This window comes from Streptomyces sp. NBC_00490 (genome assembly GCF_036013645.1).
Classification (GTDB): domain Bacteria; phylum Actinomycetota; class Actinomycetes; order Streptomycetales; family Streptomycetaceae; genus Streptomyces; species Streptomyces canus_F.
In genome coordinates this window covers 5,191,765-5,214,574 of record NZ_CP107869.1, presented here as the reverse complement: position 1 = coordinate 5,214,574, position 22,810 = coordinate 5,191,765, and the positions used below count along the sequence as shown (strand labels likewise).

20 protein-coding genes and 2 tRNA genes are annotated in these 22,810 nt (G+C 68.3%); 6 read left to right on the top strand and 16 right to left on the bottom strand.

Annotated elements, in window-relative coordinates; genetic code table 11:
* Positions 1-288: 288 nt before the first annotated feature.
* Positions 289-1,965: a long-chain fatty acid--CoA ligase gene (locus tag OG381_RS23595; RefSeq protein ID WP_327718054.1), complete on the top strand. Its 1,677-nt coding sequence runs from the start codon at positions 289-291 to the stop codon at positions 1,963-1,965.
* A 78-nt stretch (positions 1,966-2,043) separates the two neighbouring features.
* Here OG381_RS23595 and OG381_RS23590 read toward each other — a convergent pair whose 3' ends face one another.
* On the bottom strand, positions 2,044-6,369 hold the full coding sequence (locus OG381_RS23590) for a response regulator (protein WP_327718053.1): 4,326 nt from the start codon (positions 6,367-6,369) through the stop codon (positions 2,044-2,046).
* 268 nt (positions 6,370-6,637) lie between these two features.
* Positions 6,638-7,099: an SSI family serine proteinase inhibitor gene (locus tag OG381_RS23585; protein ID WP_327718052.1), complete on the bottom strand. Its 462-nt coding sequence runs from the start codon at positions 7,097-7,099 to the stop codon at positions 6,638-6,640.
* A gap of 171 nt (positions 7,100-7,270) precedes the next feature.
* Between OG381_RS23585 and OG381_RS23580 the strand changes: the two genes are divergently transcribed.
* Positions 7,271-7,361: transfer RNA gene (locus tag OG381_RS23580), tRNA-Ser, on the top strand.
* Positions 7,362-7,549: 188 nt separating this feature from the next.
* Positions 7,550-7,622: transfer RNA gene (locus tag OG381_RS23575), tRNA-Arg, on the top strand.
* An 80-nt stretch (positions 7,623-7,702) separates the two neighbouring features.
* Here the strand turns inward: OG381_RS23575 and OG381_RS23570 are convergent.
* From OG381_RS23570 to OG381_RS23515, 12 genes are all read right to left on the bottom strand, one after another.
* Positions 7,703-8,986: a tyrosine-type recombinase/integrase gene (locus tag OG381_RS23570; protein ID WP_327718051.1), complete on the bottom strand. Its 1,284-nt coding sequence runs from the start codon at positions 8,984-8,986 to the stop codon at positions 7,703-7,705.
* Positions 8,986-9,183 (bottom strand): helix-turn-helix domain-containing protein, encoded by a 198-nt coding sequence (locus OG381_RS23565; protein ID WP_266890266.1) that lies wholly within the window; start codon positions 9,181-9,183, stop codon positions 8,986-8,988. Before OG381_RS23565 ends, OG381_RS23570 begins: the two co-directional genes overlap by 1 nt.
* Before the next feature lie 465 nt (positions 9,184-9,648).
* Positions 9,649-11,124 (bottom strand): ATP-binding protein, encoded by a 1,476-nt coding sequence (locus tag OG381_RS23560; protein ID WP_327722537.1) that lies wholly within the window; start codon positions 11,122-11,124, stop codon positions 9,649-9,651.
* A gap of 2 nt (positions 11,125-11,126) precedes the next feature.
* Positions 11,127-12,014, bottom strand: a complete 888-nt coding sequence (locus OG381_RS23555; RefSeq protein ID WP_327718050.1) for a bifunctional DNA primase/polymerase — start codon at positions 12,012-12,014, stop codon at positions 11,127-11,129.
* A gap of 89 nt (positions 12,015-12,103) precedes the next feature.
* Positions 12,104-12,571 (bottom strand): hypothetical protein, encoded by a 468-nt coding sequence (locus OG381_RS23550; protein ID WP_327718049.1) that lies wholly within the window; start codon positions 12,569-12,571, stop codon positions 12,104-12,106.
* 204 nt (positions 12,572-12,775) lie between these two features.
* Positions 12,776-14,890: an FtsK/SpoIIIE domain-containing protein gene (locus tag OG381_RS23545; protein ID WP_327718048.1), complete on the bottom strand. Its 2,115-nt coding sequence runs from the start codon at positions 14,888-14,890 to the stop codon at positions 12,776-12,778.
* A gap of 114 nt (positions 14,891-15,004) precedes the next feature.
* A complete protein-coding gene (locus OG381_RS23540) occupies positions 15,005-15,175 on the bottom strand; it encodes a pRL2-8 (RefSeq protein ID WP_443061925.1) in 171 nt (56 codons plus the stop codon).
* A gap of 2 nt (positions 15,176-15,177) precedes the next feature.
* Entirely contained in the window at positions 15,178-15,495 is a 318-nt protein-coding gene (locus tag OG381_RS23535; RefSeq protein WP_327718046.1) for a hypothetical protein, read from the bottom strand.
* On the bottom strand, positions 15,495-15,884 hold the full coding sequence (locus tag OG381_RS23530) for an RRQRL motif-containing zinc-binding protein (RefSeq protein WP_327718045.1): 390 nt from the start codon (positions 15,882-15,884) through the stop codon (positions 15,495-15,497). Before OG381_RS23530 ends, OG381_RS23535 begins: the two co-directional genes overlap by 1 nt.
* A complete protein-coding gene (locus tag OG381_RS23525) occupies positions 15,884-16,945 on the bottom strand; it encodes a conjugal transfer protein (RefSeq protein WP_443062043.1) in 1,062 nt (353 codons plus the stop codon). The genes OG381_RS23530 and OG381_RS23525 overlap by 1 nt, the downstream gene beginning before the upstream one ends.
* 56 nt (positions 16,946-17,001) lie before the next feature.
* Entirely contained in the window at positions 17,002-17,298 is a 297-nt protein-coding gene (locus OG381_RS23520) for a DUF6284 family protein (RefSeq protein ID WP_327718043.1), read from the bottom strand.
* A 128-nt stretch (positions 17,299-17,426) separates the two neighbouring features.
* A complete protein-coding gene (locus tag OG381_RS23515) occupies positions 17,427-17,600 on the bottom strand; it encodes a hypothetical protein (protein ID WP_266890288.1) in 174 nt (57 codons plus the stop codon).
* Between the two features lie 429 nt (positions 17,601-18,029).
* Between OG381_RS23515 and OG381_RS23510 the strand changes: the two genes are divergently transcribed.
* The 3 genes from OG381_RS23510 (at position 18,030) to OG381_RS23500 (ending at position 20,725) form a co-directional block, all read left to right on the top strand.
* Positions 18,030-18,872: a sigma factor-like helix-turn-helix DNA-binding protein gene (locus tag OG381_RS23510; RefSeq protein WP_327718042.1), complete on the top strand. Its 843-nt coding sequence runs from the start codon at positions 18,030-18,032 to the stop codon at positions 18,870-18,872.
* Between the two features lie 83 nt (positions 18,873-18,955).
* The gene (locus tag OG381_RS23505; RefSeq protein WP_327718041.1) at positions 18,956-19,681 is read left to right on the top strand and encodes a hypothetical protein; all 726 of its coding nucleotides are present in this window, start codon (positions 18,956-18,958) and stop codon (positions 19,679-19,681) included.
* A 231-nt stretch (positions 19,682-19,912) separates the two neighbouring features.
* On the top strand, positions 19,913-20,725 hold the full coding sequence (locus OG381_RS23500) for a S1 family peptidase (RefSeq protein WP_327718040.1): 813 nt from the start codon (positions 19,913-19,915) through the stop codon (positions 20,723-20,725).
* Between the two features lie 56 nt (positions 20,726-20,781).
* Here the strand turns inward: OG381_RS23500 and OG381_RS23495 are convergent, their stop codons facing one another.
* Both OG381_RS23495 and OG381_RS23490 read right to left on the bottom strand, forming a co-directional pair.
* Positions 20,782-21,288, bottom strand: coding sequence for a ComF family protein (locus OG381_RS23495; protein WP_327718039.1), 507 nt, complete (start codon positions 21,286-21,288; stop codon positions 20,782-20,784).
* A 239-nt stretch (positions 21,289-21,527) separates the two neighbouring features.
* The gene (locus OG381_RS23490; RefSeq protein ID WP_327718038.1) at positions 21,528-22,487 is read right to left on the bottom strand and encodes a DNA-processing protein DprA; all 960 of its coding nucleotides are present in this window, start codon (positions 22,485-22,487) and stop codon (positions 21,528-21,530) included.
* Between the last annotated feature and the right edge of the window lie 323 nt (positions 22,488-22,810).

Genomic DNA, 22,810 nt, shown 5'->3' with positions numbered 1-22,810 from the left:
CCCGGACCGCGGGGGCGGTCACAGCCGTTCCGGCCGTTCCGGCTATCCGGTGCCGGCCCTCGTCCGGCTCGTCCGGCCGAAGTACCCGGGCGACCGTCACCAGCCGTTGCGTCAACTGTTAGCCGAGCGACGGGAGATCCTCCTCCGGCCCTGAGAACGGCAGTGAGGTCTCCCCGTTAGCCGCACAGCACTGTGAACGCAACGTGACGTGATCGATCACCGCTGCCTAGTGACATACCGCGTGGTATGTGAGCAGAATCAGCCCCAGCCCTTACCACCGCGTAGGCAATGTCGCCCCGGGAGGACGCCGTGCTGAGCACGATGCAGGACGTACCGCTGCTGATCTCGAGGATCCTGGCCCACGGGTCCACGATCCACGGCACATCGCAGGTGACCACCTGGACCGGTGAGGGCGAGCCGCACCGGCGTTCCTTCGCCGACATCGGCGCCCGTGCCGCACAGCTGGCGCACGCGCTGCGCGAGGACCTCGGCGTCGCGGACGACGAGCGGGTCGCGACCCTGATGTGGAACAACTCCGAGCACGTCGAAGCCTACTTCGCGATCCCGTCCATGGGCGCGATCCTGCACACGCTGAACCTCCGGCTCCCGGCCGAGCAGCTGGCGTGGATCGTCAACCACGCGGCCGACCGGGTCGTGATCGCCAACGGTTCGCTGCTGCCGCTGCTCGTCCCGCTGCTGCCGCACCTCAAGACGGTCGAGCACGTGGTGGTGTCCGGCCCGGGCGACCGCTCCGGCCTCGCGGCCGCCGACGTCCAGGTGCACGAGTACGAGGACCTGATCGCCGGGAAGCCGACCGCGTACGACTGGCCCGAGCTGGACGAGCGTCAGGCCGCCGCGATGTGCTACACGTCCGGCACGACGGGCGACCCCAAGGGCGTGGTGTACAGCCACCGTTCGATCTATCTGCACTCCATGCAGGTCAACATGGCGCAGTCGATGGGCCTGACCGACCAGGACACCTCGCTGGTGGTGGTGCCGCAGTTCCACGTCAACGCCTGGGGCCTGCCGCACGCGACGTTCATGACCGGTGTGAACCTGCTGATGCCCGACCGCTTCCTGCAGCCCGCGCCGCTCGCCGAGATGATCGAGAGCGAGAAGCCGACCCACGCGGCCGCCGTCCCCACCATCTGGCAGGGCCTGCTCGCCGAACTGACCGCCAAGCCGCGCGACGTCTCCTCCCTCGGGCAGGTCACCATCGGCGGCTCCGCCTGTCCGCCCTCCCTCATGGAGGCCTTCGACAAGCTGGGCATGCGGGTCTGCCACGCCTGGGGCATGACCGAGACCTCCCCGCTCGGCACCATCGCCCGTCCGCCGGCCCATGTAGTGGGCACCGAGGAGGAGTTCGCGTACCGCCTCACCCAGGGCCGTTTCCCGACCAGCGTCGAGGCCCGCCTCACCGGCCCCGGCGGCGAGCGCCTGCCCTGGGACGGCGAGTCCGCGGGCGAGCTGGAGGTCCGCGGCCCCTGGATCGCCGGCGCCTACTACAACGGCCCGGACGCCGAAGCGCTGCGCCCCGCCGACAAGTTCAGCGAGGACGGCTGGCTGAAGACCGGCGACGTCGGCACCATCTCCGCCGACGGCTTCCTCACCCTCACCGACCGCGCCAAGGACGTCATCAAGTCCGGCGGCGAGTGGATCTCCTCGGTGGAGCTGGAGAACGCCCTGATGTCCCACCCCGACGTCACCGAGGCGGCCGTCGTCGCCGTCCCCGACGACAAGTGGGGCGAGCGCCCGCTGGCCACGGTCGTCCTGCGCGAGGGCTCCACCGCCGACTTCCAGTCCCTGCGCGCCTTCCTCGCCGAGGAGGGCCACATCGCCAAGTGGCAGCTCCCGGAGCGCTGGACGATCATCGAGTCGGTGCCGAAGACGAGCGTCGGCAAGTTCGACAAGAAGGTCATCAGGAAGCAGTACGCGGCCGGCGAGCTCGACGTGACCAAGCTCTGACCCGTACGAGGAATCGTAAAAAAGCCGTACGCCGGGCAGGACACCCAAGTCCCGCCCGGCGTACGGCTTTTCGGAGCCCTAGTTCGTGCCGATCCGTGCCAGCAGATCCACGATCCGCGACTGCACCTCACCACTGGTGGACCGCTCCGCCAGGAACAGCACCGTCTCGCCGGACGCCAGCCGCGGCAGGTCCGCCTGGTCGACGGCGGCGGTGTAGACGACGAGCGGGGTGCGGTTGAGCTGCCCGTTCGCGCGGAGCCAGTCGACGATGCCGGCCTGGCGGCGGTGCACCTGGTGCAGATCCATCACGACCAGGTTCGGCCGGAACTGCCCCGCCAGCGCCACCGCGTCCGCGTCGCTCGCGGCCCGCGCCACCTGCATCCCGCGCCGTTCCAGCGTCGCGGTCAGCGCCAGCGCGATCTCCGCGTGTTCCTCGATCAGCAGCACGCGCGGCGGGTGCTGCTCGCTGTCGCGCGGGGCCAGGGCCTTCAGCAGTACGGCGGGGTCGGCGCCGTACGCCGCCTCGCGCGTCGCCTGTCCGAGCCCCGCGGTCACCATCACCGGCACCGAGGCGGCCACCGCGGCCTGCCGCAGCGACTGCAGCGCGGTCCGGGTGATCGGCCCGGTCAGCGGGTCCACGAACAGCGCGGCCGGGAACGCGGCGATCTGCGCGTCGACCTCCTCGCGCGAGTGCACGATGACGGGCCGGTAGCCGCGGTCGCTGAGCGCCTGCTGCGTGGTGACGTCCGGCGCGGGCCACACCAGCAGCCGGCGCGGGTTGTCCAGCGGCTCCGGGGGCAGTTCGTCGTCCATGGGCTGTGGCCGCGGGGTGTCCGCGATCTCGACGGCCCCACCGGGGCCGTCCAGCGGCTCGGGACCCTCGGCGGCGTTCTCGTCCGGTGCGCCTATGGCGTACGACCGTCCGGTGCCCTCGGTCATCTGCGCCAGCCGGGACTGCCCGGCCAGCGAGGGCTGGGCCTGCGCGGACGCCTGCCCGGCCAACGACGGCTGGGGCTGCGCCGGGGCCTGCTCGGCCGTCGGATGCGGGCGCCCGGCGGCCGGGTCGGGCGGGGTACCGAGCTTGCGGCGACGGCCGGAACCGCCGGGCTGGTGCGGTGCGGGCGTCGACGTCGGCTGCTGCACATGGGCCGCCTGCCGGGTGAACGGCACGCCCTGCCCCAGCGTCCGCACGCTGATCGCCCGCCCCTGCGTCGAGTTCGGGTCGACGGGCGGCGCGGCCTCCGCGGGCAGCGGCTGCGCCGGGCGGGCCTGCGCGGCCGCCTCGGGGGGCAGCGTGGTGCCGGGGGCCGGGGTGCCGGCGGACGGCACGGGCTGCGGGGCGTTCGCCGCTACGGCGTTGTCGTCGGCGGGCCACGGCTGGGGAGCCGGGGCAGCCTGGGGCGCCTGACCGGGAGCGGCCTCGGCGGGGAGCGGCTGACCGGCCAGGGTGTGTCCGGAGGGTGCCTGGACGGGGGGTGCCTGCGCGGGCAGCGCGGTCTGACCGCTGGCGTTCTGCGCGGGTACGGCGGCGGGCCGGGCGGCCTGGGCGGGGACCGGCTGAGCGGTCTGCTGCCCGGTGGTCGCCTGCGGTGCCATGACCCCCTGCTGCTGCGCCGGAACCCCCTGCGCGGGCGTCCCACCGGCCTCCGCGGGCGTACCCATGGCCCGTCGGCGCCGGCCCGTGGGCGCGGACGCGGGGTGCGGCTGCGGCGGGGTGTGGTCGCCGGACTGGTCGTGCGGCACGGCGTCGTGCCGACCGTCGTCGACGAGCCCGGCGGCGGGAGCGGCCTGCCCGGGGACATGGACGGCGACCTGAGCGCCCGGCACCTGCGCGGGTACGGCGGCCGCACCGGGCGCCTGCCCGGCAAGACCGGCCTGGACCGGCACCTGTGCGGGTACGGCGATCTGACCCGGCAACTGCCCGGGAACGGCGCCCTGGACGCCAGGTGCCTGCGGCGGCACACCGCCCTGCGCCTGCCCGGGAACGTGGGCCTGACCGGGGACGTGTGCCTGCCCCGGAACGTGTCCCTGCCCGGCCGCGGCCGCCGGCTGTTGCGCGCCGCTCGGCCCGTCCGGGGTGTCCTCGGCCCGGTCCGCGTCCGCGGGCGGCAGGGCGAACACCGCGCGGGGCGCGGCTTCCTGCGCGGCGGCCCGCTCGTTCGCTGCGGCCAGGGCGCGGCGCCGACGTCCGGTCGGCTGGTTACCGCCCTCCGCGGGCTCGGGGGACGCGACGGCGGGCAGCGCCGGCAGCGCGTGCTGCTCGCCGGAGCCGGAGCCCGGGCCCGCTTCCTGCAGAGCGCGGCGGCCCTCCGCGGGCGCGGGCACACCCTGCGGCGGCACGGTCCCGCCCAGCCCACTTCCCACGGCCGCGGTCCCCGCGGCGTACTCGGCGGCCGTGACGACGGCACCCTCGGACACGCCCGCGTCGACCCCGTCGGCCACGTCCTCACCGGCGCCCTCGGCCGGCCTGCCCCGCCGCCGACCGGTACCACCGGACCCGGACTCCACGCCCGAGGCCGGCGCGGGAAGGGCCGGAGCCTGCTCCGTACGCCTTCTGCGGCGCCCGGTGGGCGTGCCCTCGGCCCCGTCGGAGTCGGCGTCCGCGCCGACGCCGGAAGCCTCCGGCGCATCGCTCTCCAGGAACGCGTCGACGGACGACCGTCGCGCCCTGCGCCGCCCGCCCCCGCCATCGGTCCCGGCAGGCGGCTCGATCGCGGCCGGACCGACGGCCGCGACGGCCCCCGCCCCACCGCCGATGGGCACTTCGAGGACGTAGGCGCTCCCGCTCATGCCCGGCACGTCATGCGTCTGCAGCACACCACCGTGGGCGCGCACGATCCCGCGCACGATCGGCTCGTGCACCGGGTCTCCCCCGGCGTACGGCCCGCGCACCTCGATGCGTACGACCTCGCCGCGCTGTGCCGCCGCCACGACGACGGTGTTGTCCATGTAACCGCCCGCCGACACGGGCGCGTTGCCGGTCGCGTCGACACCGGCCACGTCCGCGACGAGGTGGGCGAGGGCCCGGGCGAGGAGCTGCGGGTCGACCTCGGCCTCGATGGGCGGGGCGTGCACGGCGAACTGCACGCGCCCCGGCCCGATGAGCTCCACGGCCCCGTCGACACCCGCCGCGACGACGGCGTCGAGCATCACTTTGGTCCGTGTGATGCCGTCGGTGCCGGTGTCGAGGCGCTGGTAGGCGAGGACGTTGTCGATGAGCTGGGTGATCCGCGAGTACCCGGCGGACAGATGGTGCAGCACCTGGTTGGCCTCGGGCCACAGCTGCCCGGCGTCGTCCGCGGCCAGCGCCGCCAGCTCGCGGCGCAGCTCGTCGAGGGGCCCGCGCAGGGAGGCCCCGAGCAGGGTGAGGAGCTGCTCGTGGCGTCCGGCGAGCGCCTCGTAGCGGTCCTTCGCCCGCTCCCCGAGGGAGGCGTACCGCTCCTCACCCGCGGCGAGTTCCTCCTCGTGCTGCTCCTGGAGCTCCTCGACCTCGGTGATGTGCTTCTGGCGCAGCGCGGTCAGCTCGGAGGCGTGCTTCTCGGCGAGCCGCTCCAGCTCCTGCGCGTGCCGCTGCTCGGCGGCGTCCTTCTCCTCGGCGAGCTGGTCGTAGGGCCGCCGGTCGGTGAAGGTCATGACGGCGCCGACGAGCTGGTCACCGTCGCGCACCGGCGCGGTCGTCAGGTCGACGGAGACCTTGTCGCCCTTCTTCGACCACACCACCTGCCCGCGCACCCGGTGCTTGCGCCCGGAGCGCAGGGTGTCGGCGAGCGGGGACTCCTCGTACGGGAACGGGGTGCCGTCCGCGCGGGAGTGCAGCATGAGTTCGTGCAGCTCGCGGCCGCCGAGGTCGCTGGCCCGGTACCCCAGTATCTGGGCGGCGGCCGGGTTGACGAGCACGATCCGCCCGTCGGTGTCGGTACCGACGACGCCCTCGGACGCGGCCCGCAGGATCATCTCGGTCTGCCGCTGCGAACGCGCGAGCTCGGCCTCGGTGTCGACGGTCCCGGTGAGGTCCCGTACGACGAGCATCAGCAGCTCGTCGCCGCCGTAGCCGTAGTTGTCGTAGGCCTGCTGGCCGTTCTCGAGGTTGGCGCTCGTGACCTCGACCGGGAACTCGGCCCCGTCGGTGCGGCGCGCGATCATCCGCGTCGGCTTGGTCTGCCCCCGCGGATCCATGTGGTCCGGCCGCCGCATCGACCCCGGGATCAGCTTGGAGTCGAACTCGGGCAGCAGATCGAGCAGCCCGCGCCCGACCAGAGCCGTACCCGGCGACTCGAAGGCCTCGAGGGCGATGGTGTTGGCGTTCACGACGGTCCCGTTGGCGTTGACCAGGACCAACGCGTCGGGCAGCGCGTCGAGTATGGCTGCGAGGCGAGCAGCGCCTCGGGATGGCCTGCTGCTCACGAGACGCTTCCTCCCTGTTACCGCACCTTGCCGACCGTTCGGGCCATCTTGCCAACCGGCCCGCGGCGTGTCACGCGAGGGAGTCTAAGGGCACCGGTTGTGCCGGGGGCGCCGGATGAGAGGGAGGTCGCACGACGAAGTGACGTAGAACGTGTGACCGCACGCGCGACCACCTGCTTCTCCTCCGCGAGAACTCCGTGGGACTTTCGCAGGACTTTTCCGGACGCCCTGTTTCCGCCATGAAATGCCTGTGCGAGGTACTGCCTGCCTACCGGCCCATGTCGGGCAGCACGGGAACGAGCCGGTCCCAGCGTCCGATCTGGCAGCCGTCGCTCCGGTCGTACCGCGCGTCGACGGGCCGCCCGGCCCAGGTCCCGGTCACATGAGCGGTGGCCGGACCGCCGTACTGCATGGTGCAAAGGCTCCGCTCCGGTACGGGGGCGAAGGTGTCCTTGCCCCAGCGCGCACCCCGGTCGAGCGCGGCGCACGCGCTGCCGGCGTCGGGGTGGGTGCCGCCGCCGGGATGGCAGTACAGCTCGAAGGTCCCGTCCCTGCCGCCGCCCGCGTTCCGCACGGTGACGGTGAGGTGGTCGCCGACTTGGTCGTCGTCGCGGACGGGCGGGGGCGTGCGGGTGTGGGCGGAGGCGGGTACGGCGGTGACGGAACCGGCGGCGACGAGAGTGGAGGCGCCGAGGACGAGAAGCCGGGCTAGCCGGGCGGACTGGAGCATGACCTGACTAACGCGCCCCGCCCCGCCCGGTTGCGCCACGCCTCCCGCACCGTCGGCAGGGCTTTGCCCTGCGGCCCGCCTGCCTAGTACCGTGGGAGGCGATTGGTGACAGCGCGCTCGACTGTGTCATCATCTGCACGCACCACTCGCGCTCGCGCGGGCGGCTGTGCTGGAGGCGTCGCCTAGTCCGGTCTATGGCGCCGCACTGCTAATGCGGTTTGGGACTTAAATCCCATCGAGGGTTCAAATCCCTCCGCCTCCGCGCTTGATCACGAAGCCCCGGTCTTTCGGCCGGGGCTTCGTCGTTGCCACGAGGGCCTTCTCAGGCCGTTTCCGCAGCTCACAACGGGTACGGCAAACGGATTTCACATGGCGGCGGCAGTCATGTAATGTTCTTCCTGTCGCCGCGAGCGGCCCGGAAGGGCAAGGAACGGCGGGAAAACAAAACAAGCACTCGTAGCTTAACGGATAGAGCATCTGACTACGGATCAGAAGGTTGCAGGTTCGAATCCTGCCGAGTGCACACAGGTCAAAGGCCCCTTGGGATCATCCCAAGGGGCCTTTGACATCAACGGCTGACATCAACGCGGTCGGAAACGGCGCCTACTCGTCGATGGCCGGTTCTTCCCCGCCCTCCGATTTCTCCTCGGACTCGTCGAGCTTGAGGGCATCGTCCATGCGCTCGGCAGCGGCGCGCAGCGTCGTGTCCATCACGTGCGCATAGGTGTCCAGCGTCATTGTGATCGTGCTGTGCCCGAGCGTCTCCATGATCGTGCGCGCGTCGACCCCCTGAGCGAGCAGGAGCGAGGCGCACGTGTGCCGGAGGTCGTGGACCCGCACTCGCGGCACGTGTGCGTCCCTGCACAGGATGGTCAGCATGCGGTTGAGGCCGCGGGGGTCGGTGACGCGACCGGTGACCGTGGTGAAGATCAGCCCGTCCGGCTGCCCGGGGGCGGGCTGCCACTTCTTCCCCGCCACCTTGCGTTCCCGCTCCTGCTGCTCACGGTGCTTCGTGAGCGCCCGTACGCAGTGCCTCGGCAGAGGCACCGTGCGGACGGACCGCATGGTCTTCGGAGTACCGAAGAGCAACTCTCGCCGGATGCGCTGCACGTTCCGGCGAACACGAAGTTGACCGTTCGTGAGGTCGACGTCCGACCACGTGAGCGCGAGCGCCTCGCCCCGACGCAGACCGGTCGACACGAGCAGCAGCCACAGGGCGTAGAGACGGTGGGGTTGGGCCGTCTTGAGCAGGAGTCGGGCTTCTGCGGTGTTCAGCGGACGCACCTCCTTGGGGGTGACGGTGGGGGTTTCCACGATCCGGGCGACATTCCGCGCGATCAGTTCCTCTCGCATTGCCTGCTGGAGAGCGGACCGTAGGACGGCGTGGATGTACTGAACGGTGCGGGCCGACGGGAGACGCTTGCAGCAACGGCCTACGGCGCAGCAGGAACGCTTGTCCTCGGGGCGCTCCTTGTCGGCGCCCCGGAGGCAGCACAGGCACGACGTCTTGAACTCGGTGAGGAAGCGGCGCACATCCGCCGGCGTCAGCCGGTTCAGCTTCTTCTTGCCGAGCGCGGGCCGGATATAGAGGCGGGTCAGTCCCTCGTAACTGTTGAGTGTGGAGGGCTTGAGTCGCTCCGGCGCGATGGTCGCGAGCCAGTACGTGAGGTAGTCGCCGAACGCCATCGTGGACGATGCAGCAGGGATGCCCTGTCGGGTCTTCTCCTGCATCTCCGTGAGCTTGTCGGCTACTTCGTCGCGGGTCTTGCCGTAGACGAACTTCCGGGTGCGGGTTCCGTCGGGACGGTAGACGTAGGCGGCGGCCTGGTACCGACCATCCGCCCGCTTGGTGATCGTGCCTTCGCCATTGGCGCGTCGCTTGGCCATCAGGCTGCTTCCTCCAGTCGGTCGCGCATGTAGTTGCGTACGGCGTCGACCGGGATGCGGCGGGCTCGGCCGGACGTGTAGCTCGGGAGCTGTTTCGAACGAATGAGGTCGTAAATCTTGCTGCGACTCAGGCGCAGCGCCGTCATGGCTTCAGCGACGGTCAGTGCTTGCGGCTCGCTGGGTACGAGGGTGAGCACGCGGCTACCTCCGGTCTGGGGGTGAGGCCTACAAATGGGGCTGCGCTCAGGACTCGCGCGCCCGTGTGTGTCCGAGGTTCGGATTTCTGCGTCACCGCGTCACCCACGTCACGCAGGCTTCTGACCTGCTGGTTTGGGGTGACGCAGCGGGGGTGCGGTGCGTCATCGGTGACGCAGACGGTTCGTCATCCGTGACGCAGGTGACGCAGGATGACGCAGCCGGATGGGTTCTGCGTCACGCTCGTCTGCGCAGGTCACGTGCCGTTTGCGGGGTGTTGGTGACGCAGGTGACGCAGCCTTCCCCTACTTAGGAAAAAGGGAGGGGGTGTCTGTAGTGGTGCGGGTGCATCTCAGGACGTGAAGAAGGAGCCGCTAGCGGCGCGTCTATGGCGCGGCGCATGGCGCCGAACAGCAAGAAGAGCACCCCCGGCGCGGCTGGTGCTCTTCTTGCTTGTGTCCGGTGCGTCAGAACGCCGCTTCCTGCGCGTGCGGCGGCGAGATGGACGCACGGGCCATTTCGAGATAGCGGCCCTCTCGGGTGCGTCCGGAGTCAACGAGGACCCCGCGAGCGGCAAGCGTGGGTTGGAGCCGCTTGAGACGGTCGGAGAGTACCTTTCCTGTGGTGGGCCAGCCTTTGGGCAGTGCGCGCATGTCCTCGTCGCTGTAGAGGCGGCTGAGGCAGTGCAGCCACTCTGTGGACGTCATCCGCTGCGCCTGGCCCGGCTCGATGGTCTCGGCATGCCGGAGCACGGTCTGTGCCAGCAGGTCGCCCTCAATGACGTCGTCGTTGAGGTCATCGAGACTGGCCCGGTAGGCGGCGAGCGCCCCCAACCCGGTGGCACCGTCGAGCTGGGCACACAGGTGCGCGAAGTCCGCCATCCGCAGATCGGTGGGAGTCTCCGCGTCCACGGCCCGGACCTTGACCGTCAGGTCCAGGAGCGAGCCGAGGACGACGGGCAGCACCTCGGCGTACTCCGTCCACAGTTCGGCTTCCGTGCGCCGCACCTTCGGCCGTTCCAGACGGAGCGGGAGGAGGCGTTCGGCGAGGTCGGGACGGATGACTCCGACGTCGATCCCGGTGAGGAGCAGGGGGCGGCGGTAGCCGACGCGGAAGACATCCCCGTCGGTGAACAGGGCGCGCTTGACGTTCTCGGCTCCGGTCACGATGCAGCACATCGCATCCGACAGGTCCGGGGTCATGTGGGAGAGGTTGTCCAGCGCGGTCACCCACCCTGCCGCGACCGCTGCAATCAGGTTCTCCTCATCCTTCGGCGCCCGCCGCAGGTCACCGGTCATGCCCTCGATGATCCGGACGAGCATCCGGCCGCCCGTCGACTTGCCCGCCCCCTGGGGGCCGGTGAGGAACGGGGCCGGGACGGGCACGGACGGCCCGAGACAGCCGATCAGCCACGCGATGGCCAGGCACTCCGTCTCCGCTGTGGCGAAGTTGCACAGCCTCAGCAGGAGATCGATTCCCTTGCCGTTCGTGTCCCGAGCAGGGAGCGGGAGTTCCCCGGTGAGCTGTGTCCGGCGCCAGGACACCTCACGCGGGTCCGGGACCTTGACCTCCCATCCGGTGGGGTGGATGCGCACCGACTGGCCGTCGGCACGGCCCAGGTCCAACCACGTCGCTCCGTCGTAGCCGGGGGCGACGCGGATGTATGTGGGCTGCACCTCCTCGGACAGGGCGAGCGCTTCGATCAAGTCCAACGCCTCCTTCAAGGCGGTGCCGTTGAAGACTCCGACCCCGTCGCGGAAGAGGCCGACCATGAGTTCTTGGCGGTGGCTTCCGGTGGTGCCCTGGGAGCGGATCGGGCGGGCGACGGGGTGGCCGTTCTTCTGTGCGTAGACGGTGCCGTCGGCGGTGCGGAAGTAGCGGAAGTGGGAGTGCGCGTAGTCGGCGATGACCTGACGGGCGGGGTTCTTGTCGTCCTCGGACACGGTCACATCCCCAGTGCAGTGCGGGCGTTGGTCCACGCGTCGGTGCAGTGCCGGGCCGATTCGCCCTTGGCCTGAGCTGCGGTGAACAGCCGGGCAACGTGCGCTTCGGTCAGGCAGCCACACCCACCGTGCGTCGACAGCACCGCGAGGAACGTGCGATAGACCGTCGCGTGGATCTCGCTGCGCGCCTGTGTGATGCGCTGCTCTGCCATGGCCAGGCCACGGGCAAGGTAGGCGGGTGTGCGGTGCGGGCACGCGCCCCGAATGCCCGGAACGGGCGCTGTGAGGCTCTGTGGCGCCCTGGAAGGCTTGGGCGCCTGCTTCACCACCAGGGCGCGCACAGCGTCCGGCAGAGGCGCCGTGGCGCCCTCGCCGGGAGCCAGCCAACGGGCGTACTGCATAAGGGACTTGATGTCGACGCCGGGCCGGACCGCGTTCGCGGACGGCATGGTCCCCAGGTAGAACCAGTGCTCACCCCGCGTGGTTGGCACGGTCCGCGTGCGAGGCAGGGTGGCGCGGGCCCAGTCGATGGCGTCCGGGGTGTCGAGGTCGACGATGGTGAGTCCGGCGCCTCCGGGGTGGTAAGCGACTGCCGCCGCTTCCCGCCATGCTCGCGTCCACTGGGGGGAGTTGAGGGTGTGGGGGTCGGTGGTGGCGGCGGCCCAGCCGTGGCACGGGGCGGGGCAGGCGCAGCGGCCGGGGGTCCGCATGTTCGGCCGGCCCCCGCATGCGTTGCGGGCGCAGGTGGGGCAGTTCCCGAACGGCAGCTTCCCCGCCCGCAGAGGCAGCACGGGCAGACCGCCAGCCGCGAGGCGCAAGGCGGTCTGCAGGTGATCAGGAGGCAGTAAGGGCCGGTTGCCCTCTCGCCGGATGTCGGTGGCTTGGGTCATGCTGGGGGACCTCCAACAGGTCTGTAGAGGGACGGTTGGACAGGGGCGACCCCAGTTCTTGGCGGAATGGGGGGTCGCCCTTGGCGTCGCTACTGGTGGTTGTTGGTCTTGGCCCACACGCCACGCGTCGTGGTGGACACGTTGCGCTGGTCCTGGTGGACGGGGCCCTCGTAGTGGTGGTGGACGTCCGGGGCGGGCCTGGCCCTCGCGGCGAGCCGGGCGAGGGCGAGCACGAGGGCGGTGGGGGCGCCGAACACGAGTCCGCACACGATCGGGTCGGCGAACTGCGAGACGTACATGAGCACCGCCGCGGTACCGCCGACCATGGCGGTGGCGGTGCCGCCCGCGAGCATGAGCACGCTCGCATCGGTGGCGCCCTGGCTCATCGGGGGCCGGCCCGGCTGGACGACGGGCGGGGTGTCGCCGTGGGCGGGTACGGGGGTGTCGTCGCGGTAGGCGGTGGGTCGGTAGGCGTCGGCGATGATCCGGCGCGCCTCGGTCTCGGCTTCAACTGCGGTCAACCCGGTGCCCGTGGAAGCCGTGGTGTCGGGGTGCATGCGGAATCCCTTCGAGTGGCGGTTCAGGGAGGTAGGGACACCCCCTCGTGGGGGCGCTGTGGAGGGGGTTTTCGGGGGTTGACCTGCGGTGCCTCCCTGCCTCCCTGACTGATCATTTGTGCAGGTCAGGGCGAGGGAGGCGGGCCAGGGAGGGGGTTGGGGGTGTATCCCCGCATCCCTGGCCCGCAAGGGTGTTCCTCCCTGCTATCCGGCGTCGGAAGCGGAACCGTCTCCGTCACGGTTGGCGAGGGCGCGCAGGACGTGATCGCGGTGGACGACCATGCGTCCGTTGGACTTCTTGGGCTCCTCGCCCTCGGCCTCCAACACGCGCTTGAGGTCGCCGAACGTCCAGGCACCGTAGGCGTCCTCGCTGAGCACGGCGAGCCGCTTGAGGATGTCGAGGGTGAGCAGCCGCGACGCGTCGCCGATCACATGCGCGATGTCGGCGAGCGCATCGCGCTCCTCGCCGCGTTCGATGACGGTGAGGGTGGTGACACCGTCCCGTATGGCCTTGGCGCGGTCCGTGATGACGACGGCCGCGTCGTCGTCGATGTAGTGCGTGCGCACCGTGATGGAGGACTGTCCGGCCGGGATGGTGATGCCGTCGGAGGCGACCACCAGGGTGCCCCGGTCCAAACCGGGACGCAGCAGGTTCGGCGCGGCCCCGCCGTCGACCGCCTTGTCCCCGAGCGCCATCCGAGCCTGCGACTCGGTCCCCAGGGCGAGAGAGGCGCGGGTGTGCGCGCCCTCACGGACCAGCTTGGGCAGGTTCTCGTTGGTGGGGTCCTGGGTGCCCTGCCACATCAGGACGTTGACCGCACGGCCCTGGTTGTGGATTTTGCGGACGGCCATGAAGTAGCGGGAGTTGGCCTTGGAGCCACCGTAGGGGCGCTTTTCGTCGTCCTTGGCGGGGCACATGAACGCCACCTGCGCTTCGTCCACCAGGACGATCAGGGGCGGGAACTGCGTTCCGGGCGGGGCCTGGATGCGGCGGTTCATCTCGTCCACGGCGCCCTCGACCATCTCGGTCACCTGGATGACGTGCTCGTCGGTGGGCCCCTGGATCAGCACCTCGGCGAGACCCTCGAACATGTTCCAGTCGCCTACGCCCTTGAGGTCACCCATCAGGAACTGCACCGACTTGTCCAGGGACAGCCACAGGGCCAGAGAGCGCAGCGCGACGGTCTTGCCCTGGTTCGACAGCCCCGTGATGAGCAGGTGGCGCTGATACAGCGACAGGGCGGCGGCATCCCCGCGCAGGTCCTGCCCCCACGGCGCCTTGCCCTTGGCGTAATCGGCGGTCATGGTTTCGTCGGTGACCAGCGGGGACGGGCCGATCGGCTCGTCCAGGGCGCCGGAGTCGGCAACCCACAACCGGACCGTGCGGGCAGCTTGCGGGATGGTGATGAACACCTCGTGCTCGTGCCGGGTGAGGTTCTCCGCGAGCTTGCGGCGCCGGTTCTGCACTTCGATCGTCGACACCCCCGAGGGAAGCGTGACGTCGACCTCGACACCGCATCCGGCGATCCGGATCGGCCCGAGCATGCCCGCGCCGGCGTCGCCCATCTCCTTGATGGCGTTCCTGAGTGCGGGCACCCCGAGGTCACGCAGGGCCTTGACCACGATGGACGGGGTGATCGGTTCACCCTCACCGCTGCGCACGTTGGCGGGCAGAGCCCACTGCGGGGCGGCCTGCTGCTTGCTGCCGACCGTCCACATCGCCAACAGCGCCAGCAGCGGGCCGACAACGACCGCGGTGGGCCAGATGATCTGCACGATCCGGATCAGCGCGGCGATGAACTCGATCGTGGCCCTCAGTGGGGTGATGACGTCGCCGAATTCCTTTGTGTTCAGGGCCATCACGATGCCGAGCCCGACCAGCACCCCGATGCTCATCCCGGTGCCCACGGCCACGCCCTTGGCCGCGTCCAGGGGCGAGTGGAGCAGGTCCATCCGGCGGCGGTGGCGGGCGTCGCGGAAGCGCTGGAGACGCTCCTCCCACTCCTCCGCCACCTCATAGTTCCCGGCAGCTTCCGCCGCGCGGAGCATGCGTTCGTAGCGGGCACCGGTACGACTGTCCCAGGTACGGCGGGCCACGATCCGGCCCCCGTTGAACGTGTACAGGCTGTGCCGGACGACCGCACGGCCGACGGTCATGGTCCGCTCGTCGGTGACCAGACGCCGGATCGCGCGGCCGGAGCGCACCCACAGCGGCACCGTCGGCGCCTCCGCGACGACCGTCAGCGGGGTGGGCGGGGTCGGGGCGTCCTCGGGTTCGGGGGTGGGGTCCTTGTAGAGGTGAACGACGTTCTCAGACATGCTGGAACTGCTCCTGACTGCCCCACTCGGGGCGGGAGTTGAGAGGGAGTAGCCGGGGTGGCCGGGTCCTGGCAGACAAGGGCCACCCCGGTGCGGTTCAGCGGTCGTTCCTGCTCACCGTCGGCCCGTCTTCTGCTTGGGCACGAGGTAGGGGTGGCCGTTGCGCATGTGGTCCACGCACTGCGGGCAGTCCTCACGCGGCTTGAGGCGGCGGTGAACGCTCCGGTCGTAGGCGTGCTGCCAGCACTGCGGGCACTCACCCGGAGGCGTCTCGGGTACGGCCACGCTCACCACCAGCCCGAGGACTTCTTGGCGGCCTTGGCGGTGGCGGCCTCGGTCACGATGCGCTGCCGCTCGCTCTGCAACGCGGTCAGTTCGGCGGTGAGCCGGGTCAGCACCGACTGCTTCAGCGACTCCAGGCGCCGTTCCGCGCGGTCGGTGCCCTTGCCGCGTGCCGCCCGGTACGAGCCGCCCACCAGGGCGCCGGTCACCTGGCGACGTTCGGCGGCGGTCAGCGGCCACCACTCGTCGTTGTGCACCGCTTCGATCTTCCGCCGCGTGTGCTCGATCTCTTTGTCCAAGCGGCGGGTATTGGGCTTGCCCATCACGCACTCCTAGAAGAGGTAGCAGGGAAGGCGCACAGCACGCACATGCCGAGTGAGGTCGGCATGCAGTAGCTGTAGGTGACCCGGCAGACCGGGCAGGTGCGGCGGGCGAGCATCGCCAGGGCGAGGGCGCCCCACTTGCGCGAGGTCATCGGCCGTACCGGTTTGGCGAGGTCCTCGCGGTAGAGGTAGGCGACCATGGCGCCGGACTTGCGGCCGCGGTGGCGCAGCATGAGCTGAGCGCAGACTGGCTGACCGCCCGGACGCAGTCCCTTGGCCCGTAACTGCCGGCGGGTGGCGAGTCCGTCCGGGGCGTAGCGCCAGGGGTAGGTCGGTATCCCGTAGCGGGCGCCGGTCGGGTCGTAGCACTTGGTGTAGGCGGTGGCCATCACGGCACCGCCGGACCGGTCCGCTGCGCGCGCTCGGCACGCAGCGTGTCCCGCAGCATGCGGGCGTTGACGGGTGAGGTGTGGATCGCGCGGCGGATGCCCTCACCGGTCACCTTCGCGTCCGGCAGGCCTTCCATCGCCTTGCGTGCCTCATCGAGCAGTTGAGCCGGGGTGCGCTTGGGCCGGGGCGATCGAGCAGCGTCAGGAACCCGACCGGTCACCCCACGCGGCGCAGTCGATCCCGCCGCCACACTCCGTCCCGCCGGCGTCTCGATCGGTGCCGGGGTCGGGGCGGGGATGGCGGGCATCGGCTTGAGCGGAAGAATCGACTTGCCCGCATCGATCGCGACCGGTTCCGGCACCGGCAGACGGGTCAGCGTCATGGCCGGAACGGGGGCCGATTCCCCCAGGTCAGCCATAGACCGTTTCCTGCTGGTCTCGGTAGATTCCTCCGCATTCGCGGACACGGTCAGCGCCGGGCCGGCGGGGGCGCAGTACATCGACGAGAGGGCGGCATCGGCGCCCTCGGTGACCCGATCGCGCTGGACATCGAGCAGCCTCGATCCCAGCGCGGTGTCCCCGACGCCGATCCTGCGGGCCAGGCGCCACGACTTGCGCTCCGACCACTTCTTGACCCGATCGCTGGGGTGCTGAGCGGCACGGGCGCGGTGGTAGGCCAAAGCCTGCACGAGATCGGCGGTGCGGCGCTCGTGTTCGGCGTCGCGACCGTCGGTGTGCACCACGATCCGCCGCGCAAGGAACGCCATGCCCTCAGCCGAGACGGACATGCCCATCGGGGTCAGGGCGTAGATGACAGTGCGCGCCGGATCGGGTGCAGCCATCGCGCCCATGACCGACGCGGCGGCGGGCAGCGCCCACAACCCGAGGCGCACCACGCGCGGCGAGGACTGCCCGAGCATGGTCAGCCCGAGCAGGACCAGGGCGAGTACGGCGGTGGCGCCCTCACCAGCCGCGAGGGCCCCGAGGGCGGTGCCTTTGCCGTAGGCGTGGCCGATGTTGCTGTAGGTGCCGATCCCGCCGATCACGCCCGTGGCCAGCATCGGCACGAACGCAGCGGCCAGGACACCGATCTGCACCCTCGACAGCGGCCTGGCGCTCACGCCGCACCCCCGGAAGCGCCCGTGACGCTCTGGTTGGCGAGCGTGCGGCGAGCGGTGAGCACCCGGCGCCGGGCGCGGCGGATACGTCGGGCGTCCACCTCGTTCGGCGTGCGGTCCAGCGTGATGATCTGCGCGTCGAGCAGGTCGACGTCCGCCAGGATCAGCGGCATCTCCTGCTCGATCGCATCCAGCTCTGCGTCTGTCGGCTCCATGAAGAAGTCGGCGAGGCTAGCGAACGGTGTCCAGTCATCGGACGTCGTAACAGTGCCCTGAACAGTGACGATGGTGCTCATGGGTCGTGGTCTCCCTGGTAGGTGAAAACGGCCCGACAGCGGCTCCCGGGTTGCCCCCCGGGAGCCGCGCGCCGTTGTGTGGTGGTGGCCCCCGCAGGGGCGGTAAGTCGTGCCAGGCGGTGCCTCGGCTAGCGGCCGTTGACCTTGCGAATCGAGACGGTCCGGCCGTATCCATCGCGGAGACGGACGAGCGTGAAGGAGCCGCCGCCGACGTCCGTGATCCGGTGCGGCTCGCCCTCGTACTGAACGTCCGTCCCGACCTGGTCGACGTTGGGGTGCTTGGGGTTCGTGATCCGGCGCATGACTTCCCCTCTCGGGTCCACGGAGGACTGACTGCCGCGTCAGCCGTTATGGCGGACGCAGTGCCCCGGGCGAGATTCGATCTCGCACCCTTCACGGCTGGATGCCGGGGCGACGTGCATGTCTCCTTCGGGGGTGCTGCGCCCGTATCAGGTAGCGCGACATGACCCCGTTGTAGGCGTATGGAGACGTGACCTTTCGGTCTAAGCCCTCCCGAATGCCCAGGGTCGGGGGCGCCCTCGGCCCGCTCTGTCCCGGGCCCCTTGTGGTGCGTTGTTGCAGGTCAAGCAGGTGCAAGAGGGGGTCGCCCCCGTCTTGCTTAGGGGGGGTTGCCGTCTTGCTTGTTAGAGACCATAGGCAAGCCCGAGGCTGCGCGCAACCCCCTCTCGCGATAGAGTCGTGTAGCCCCCCTAGGCAATGGATGGAGAGTCGTGCACGCAGACATGGAGCAGGTCTCCGGGATCGCTGAGCCGGTCGACCGCGCGAAAGCGGCAATCGACCTCATGGCGACGTATCAGGGATGGGTGCTGGAGCTCTCCCGCATCCGTCGTGAGGCCATCGAGGAAGCGCAAGCGTCAGGCCTGACTCAGGCAGAAATCGCGAAGCGACTCGGTGTGAGCCGAGGCCGTGTCGGGCAACTCGCGTCCGCCGGCCCGCCCCCAGAGCGAGCGTTCTTCGGCACGGACATGGTGACGGTGTCGCTCGGTGGCAAATACGAGGCCGGCAAGACCCCCGAGCAGTCCAGCGAGGTGGTCACCAGAGAGGACATCAGCAACTTCGAGCACCTGCGCACGCTGCTCGCGGGCATGAAGCTTGAGGCGAAATACGAGGTGGTTCCGCCGACAGGGATCATCAATCTGAACCGTGACAACCACGTCGTCGTCTGCGGGCCGCGACTGTCACCCATAGTTGCGCAGGTACTGGAAGGGGACGACAACCTAGCGTTTGAGAAGGATCGAGCCTGGCACCTGGTGGACCGGAAAACCGGGGAGAAGTACCGATCCCCGATGGACGAAGACGGTTCAGCAGGTGACTTCGGGTACCTCGGTCGCCTCCCGCGCTTGGACGGTCGTGGGACGTTCCTGTACATCGCTGGAGTCCACTCCATTGGCGCGAACGGAGTCGTTCACTTCCTGGAGAACAACTTGGCTGAGCTGTACCGAGAGGTCCGTACACGACGGTTCTCGACGCTCATCTCATGCCGCTACGACCCCAAGACGCTCGACGTGCTGGAGAGTCGACGTGTCACCCCGCTGTACCGACATGAGGCGTGATCATGCGAGTCTCCATCGACACACGTCCCGGCGGAGCGAATCCGAACGAGGATTGGGTGGCCGGCACGCCCACCCTCGCCATCGTGCTGGACGGACTGAGCACGGCCGGTTTGCCCACGGGGTGCCGCCATGGTGTCCCGTGGTACGTCGCTCATCTGGGCAGTCAGTTGGTGGCCGCGCTCGCGGAGCCGGACCGATCGCTCACCAGTGGCTTGGCGGAAGCACTCGAACGCGTCGCTGTACTACACCCCGAGTGCGACCTAAGTAACCCGGGGACGCCGTCGGCCACGGTGGCGGTTCTGCGGCATCGAAACGGGTTGCTTGACCATCTGGTTCTCGCGGACTCACCCGTCGTCTTCGACGGCCCTGATGGCTACTCAGTAATAACAGATCTCCGCGTTGACGACGTCCTGCCCGAAATGCGCTCTGAGGTAGAGCGACATGAGACGCACACGCAGGGGCACAGAGAGGCTCTGCAAGGCTTGGTCCTCGCACAGCGACAGGTCCGCAACACGCCAGCTGGGTACTGGGTGGCTTCGGCCAGCCCGGAGGCAGCTGAGCATGCATTGACGGGTACAAGACCGCTCGAAGCGGCTAGCTCTGCTGCCGTCATGTCCGACGGCGTATCGCGTCTCGTGACTGAGTACCAGATGGCGACTTGGTCCGATGTCTTCGAGACGCTTCGTACGGGAGGCCCGGCAGAACTGATCAACGAGGTGCGCAAAGTCGAGGCGACAGACCCAACCGGGCTTCGATGGCCACGCTACAAGTCCGGCGATGACGCAGCCGTTGCGTTCTGCCAGTGGTGACCTGAACACAGAAAAGACCTGTGTGCGCTGAGTCCCCCGGACGCTGCTGTCTCATGTCATCTATCCCTGAGCGTTGGCAGCGGCCCGCGGACCCACGCGAGACGGACCAGCGACCACGGCGACGCCGGGTGATCTGCCCCTGGGGCCGGTGAGGAGGGTGACCGCTTGTGCGTCCGAGCTGAGTGCACCAAAGAGACCCCGGGGTCGCCCGTATATCGCTAGAATTTCTCTATGGAAGATTCTGCTCCGCAATTAGGTTTTTACAGCCTATATTCCCCTTGTCTCCTGTGCGTTGAAACGCGGGGCGAGGATGGAGAACTTGGAATAGGGACGGCATTTCATATTGGCGATGGATACCTGGTGACTGCGCGACATGTCGTTGAAGGCAGAGAGTTAACCAATCTAATTCCCGCCTACTACGGTTCTGTATCTTTGGAATCGGTAGAGATTATATATCCATCTGACCCTATGGTGGATCTCGCTCTACTTAAGACGGATTTTTCGCTAGATTATTACATGAATAGAGTAAATTTCTGGGGGCGGGGTGAAGTAAAAAAGGTCGACCATATTGAGATTGGAAGTCATCTAAACGATTGGATTGATGACTCAATGGTTCTGATGAAGGTCGTGGCGTTCGGTTATCCGCCGATTCCTACCTCTCCGGGGCCGCGACTGGTTGCTGTTCGAGGCGAGGTGAATACAATTATTGACCCATACCTCGGATCGCGCAATCCGCTCTTTATTATCTCCCCAATGGCGCGGGGCGGTTTCAGTGGCGGTCCCGTTCTGACTGAGAGTGGATGGTTGCTGGGGGTTGTTACTTCTTCCCTGCTCACGGACCATGCTGCCCCAGAGCTTGGTTATGGGGCAGCCTTGACGATCGAGCCACTCTGGGAAATGCTATTTGAGAACAGGATTTTTCCCGCCTCTAATATCGATATGATGTTCGAGCTTAGGTATGGTTGGCAAGTGGAGGAAGATTTCTTCCCCGCCGAGAAGCTACAGCAACTTAAAGATAGGAGTGCTCGGCGAGGGGATATTTAGCCTCGCCCAGCTAGTCGCAGAGCAGATAGATAGCGCACCATGGTTTTCCGTGGGCACTACGATAGGCCAAACGGGACTCGCGCAAGGACCAGGCCGCGTACCTCAGTAGCTCCCCACTCGGTAATGAGCCGCTTTCCGACGGTGTGAAAGGTTGCTCCTGTGGTGAAGATGTCATCCACTAGTAGAATTCTTTGACCTTCGACGCTTTGGCATAGCTGCAAAGCTGCCGCATGTTGGCGTGCAGCATCCATTTTCGCAGACCAGCCCTTGCCGGCTGATTTTTCGGTTTCGTACCTCTTGATTAGCACAGGATTTTCTGGGCTGGCTATCGGCCAACGCCCGCGAATGTCTTCTGCATACGCCGATTTCATCATTACTTCAATGTGGCGTACTGGCGTTCGCTCCGGAGCTGTGGGATTGCCGATGATAAGGTCAATATCCTCGACGTTCGCCTCGTGTGCATTGAGCCAGCCGACTATTAGGCGACCGAATATGAGCCCCCAGCCGGTGTACCCGTCGTACTTAAAACGCTTGATTTTCTGCTCTAAAGGATCGGCGAACATCGCGATAGCATCTACACGCGTGAAGTGTCGTTGCCGTGGGGTCCAGCGGCAAATAGGGTTTCGGCACTCGTCGTCAGGTGAAGTCAGGGATTGACTGCAAAGATCGCAATGATGTTCAGCGAGGGGATGCAGAGTTTGCCCAGCGCACTCTGCGCATACGTCCGGTGAACCGATCCGGACGTATGCGCAGGTGCGGCACTTTGGAAAGCCAAGAGGCAGAGGTAGGTCCGCAGCGTGGGTCACAGACCCGCCAGCGTGAGCTGAAGACGCTGTTCTCCGGCTTGTTGTACGCGTGTTGCTTCGCCCATGAGTGCAAGGACGTCGTTCAGCTCGGTCACTTCCACGGCTTTGCGTTCGGCGATCATCTTCGCTGCCCATGGCTCCTTGGTAGCCAGAGACCGCAACAGGAAGACGTGCTTGCCATGCTCGTGCGCGATTCGTGCCTGCATCTTCGCCCCGGACGTCGATGACGCCTCGACGACGATGCTGCCCATAGTGGAGCCTGATGTGACGACATTTCTCCGCGGGAAGGTCCACGTTGCTGCGCTGGACGTGGGCCAGAACTGGGAGACCAATGCGCCGCCGCTCTCAACGATTTGTGCAGCGAGAGGTTTATTCTGTGCAGGGTAAATCTTATGGGCAATTCCCGTTCCCATGACAGCAACGGTACGGCCGCCGGCGTCCACGGTCGCGGTGTGGGCAGCGGTATCGACGCCCTTTGCAAGACCACTGAAAACCACGACATCGTGCTCAACGAGACCCCGCGCCATTCGTGCAGCGCGCTGCAACCCCTCCTCGCTGGCGTTGCGCGTACCTACCACTGCGGCTGACCGAGCGTCACGCGCTTCGAGGCAACCGAGGTAGAAGAGGAACGGCGGGAGGTTCGGGATCACGCGTAGGTTTGCGGGGTAGTCAGGGTCAAGGACTGTTACCAGCCGAGCCCCTGCGCTCTCGGCGGCCTCGTACTCAGACGCAACCCGTGAACGCGCCTCGTCCATGGAGGCGAGCGCTTCGCGTAGGAGTGGTTGATTACGGCGAGCGATCGCGGAGTCCTCGGGCAGATCCCCGCTGAGTACGACGTCTAGCGCCTCACGTGACTGGCAAATCCGGGCAAGCAGGTTCCAGTCGATAGATTTACTCTCCACCCTTAGAGCGCAGAGTGCGAGCAGATCCTTCTGCTCGGGAGTCATGGTGGTCATGGTGCGTCCTTCTACTCGTCGGCCCTGATGTTCGAAGGTCAGTTCGGTTGCGCGATGGGCCACCTCCATGATGGCGTACGCGGTTCCTCTTGTGCAGGGGTGTCTCGATGCTCAGTCGTGTGAACGTGGCGGGACTGAACGATCCATCGGGAAGCCGGTGCAGCCTCCAGCCACGGCCGCAGACTGCAAACCTCCAAGGTGAAGCCACAGGTCCAAGGCTTTTGCGTGTGACATCAACGGGTGACATCAACAGCGGCGTACAGCCGGGCACGGCTACGTACTGATCACTCGGCTGAGCGTTCGATGTGCCCATTAAGATCCCG